Origin of the sequence: Archangium sp., from assembly GCF_036389735.1 — a bacterium.
Lineage (GTDB): Bacteria > Myxococcota > Myxococcia > Myxococcales > Myxococcaceae > Archangium.
In genome coordinates this window covers 1-2,233 of record NZ_DASVWK010000901.1, presented here as the reverse complement: position 1 = coordinate 2,233, position 2,233 = coordinate 1, and the positions used below count along the sequence as shown (strand labels likewise).

Below are 2,233 nucleotides of genomic sequence, written 5' to 3'. Positions count from 1 at the left end.
ACCTCATTATAGGTAGCGCGTGGCATGAGCACCGTGCCGGTGTCCGAGCCATAGTCGAAGTACACGCCCACCACGCGGAACTCCCGAGGCCCCCGGTCCGTGGGCAGCCGCACCGTGTCTCCGCGGTGGATGTCCCGGTGGTAGCTGAAGGGCTCGGAGACGAGCAGGGTGCCGGGGTCCTCGAGCTCACGCCACACGGTGGCAGGGTCTCCCTCCTTGAAGCGGTAGGGGCGCACCGGCGTCTGTCCGAAGTCCACCGAGCGCAGGTCCGTGGGCACGCCGTCCACCCGCACCTGCACCGTGCGCAGGGTGGTGCTGCTGCCCACGCCCGGGGTGGCCCGCACGTGCTCGGCGAGCCCCGGGGTGAAGGTGGCTCCGCCGCGCCGGGTGACGAGCGAGGGCGGGGAGACGTACACGTCGGCTTGCAGCGACGTGCCCAGCCACTCGGCCACCGTGTTTCGGAAGCTGGCCACCATGAGCCCCACGCCCACGGTGGTGGCCACCGCCACCATGAGCGCGGCCAGGGCGACGGCGGTGCGACTGAGGCTCGCCGTCACGCCTCGCGCGGCCATGCGCCCCAGCAGCCCGAAGGCGCGCCCCAGCGGAGCCGCCGCCGCGCCCGCCAGCCGCGTCGTCACCCAGGGCACCAGCAGCGCCGAGCCCAGCAGCACCGAGAAGAGGCCCCCATAGGCCGGCAGCAGCTCGGGCGTGGGCAGGGCCAGCAGCCCCGTGCCCAGCGCGAGCACGAGCAACCCCAGCAACGCGAGCCGGGGTGCCCGGCGGCGGGCCACGTCCTCCAGCACGGAGCGGCGCAGCGTCACCGCCGGGGCCGAGCGCGCCGCCTCCCACGCCGGCAGCAGCGCGGCGACGAGCGTGGCGCCCAGGCCCAGCAGCAGTCCCTTGGCCAGGGTGAGGGGCTCCAGCGCCAGCTCGCGCACGCTCACCACGAGGTACAGGTCATTGAGTGTCCGGGTGACGAGCTCCACCAGCCCCCGCCCCAGCAGCACGCCCAGCAGCAGCCCCGCCACCGTGCCCACCACGCCGAGCACCGCCGCCTCGCCCAGCACCAGGGCGAACAGCTCGCCCCGGGTGATGCCCACCGCGCGCAGCCGCCCCAGTTGCTCGCGCCGCTGCACCACCGAGAAGGTCATCGTGTTGTAGATGAGGAACGTCCCCACCACGAGCGCCAGCAGCGACAGCGCGGTGAGGTTGGTGCGGAACGCCCGCGTCATCTGCTCCACCGCGTTGCCGCGCGCGCCGGGCCGCACCACCTCCGCGCCCTCGGGCAGCAGCGGGCGCAGGCGCGCCAGTCGGGCCTCGTCGGCCTCGCCTCCGGGCAACTTCAGGTCGATGCGTGACAGGCGTCCCTCCTGCCCGAGCACCTCCTGCGCGGTGGAGATGTCCATGAGCACGAGGCTGTCCAGCGCGCGGGCACTGCCCTCGTCCCCGGGCTCCAGCAGCGCCACCACGCGCAGCCGTCGCGTCACGCCCTCCACCCGGACTTCCAGGGGGCTCCCCGCGTCGAGGCCCAGCGCCTGGGCCGTGCGCCGCGTGAGGAGGGCCGCGCCGGGCTCGGTGAGGAAGGCGTTGAGGTCCACCGAGCCCCCACTCCTCGGGACATAGGCGCGGAAGGGGGTCTCGGCGAAGGGGTCCACGCCGAGCACGGTGAGGGTGCGCTTGTCGCCGCTCAGCGCACGCACGTGGCCCTCCACCACCGGGGCGGCCGGCGGGGCCTCCCCGAGGAGGCGCACGTCCCGGTACACCGACTCCGGCAGTCCCGAGGGCCCGCCGACGAGCTGGTGGGTGGCGCGGCCCGCGACGGTGTCCGTGGACCGCTCGAAGGCGCGCATGGCGCTCGCGTTGGCCAGGTCGATGGACACCACCACCGCCACGCCGAGCGCGATGCCCAGCAGCGACAGGGCGGTGAGCCACGGGTGGTTGCCCAGGTGGCGAAGGCTGGCTCGGGCCAGGAGGCGCTGTCTCACGCGCGCGCCTCTCGCTCGACGAGCCGGCCCGCTTCCAGCGCCAGCACCCGATCCGCCCGCGAGACGAGTCCCGGGTCATGGGTGACGACGAGGGCGCAGGCATTCTCCCGGCGCGTGAGCCCCTCCAACAAATCGAGCACCTTGCGCCCCGTCTGCTCGTCCAGGTTGCCGGTGGGCTCATCGGCCAGCAGCAGGGGCGGCGCGTGGGCGAGCGCTCGGGCCACCGCCACCCGCTGCTGCTCGCCGCC

General features: G+C 74.5%; 2 protein-coding genes. Both read right to left on the bottom strand.

Annotation, left to right across the window (positions count from 1 at the left end):
* On the bottom strand, positions 1–1,985 hold a 1,985-nt coding region (locus VF794_RS32090), incomplete at its 3' end, for an ABC transporter permease (RefSeq protein ID WP_331116927.1).
* Positions 1,982–2,233 (bottom strand): ATP-binding cassette domain-containing protein (locus VF794_RS32085; protein ID WP_331116926.1); only part of this gene is annotated, 252 nt, incomplete at its 5' end. The genes VF794_RS32090 and VF794_RS32085, both read right to left, overlap by 4 nt.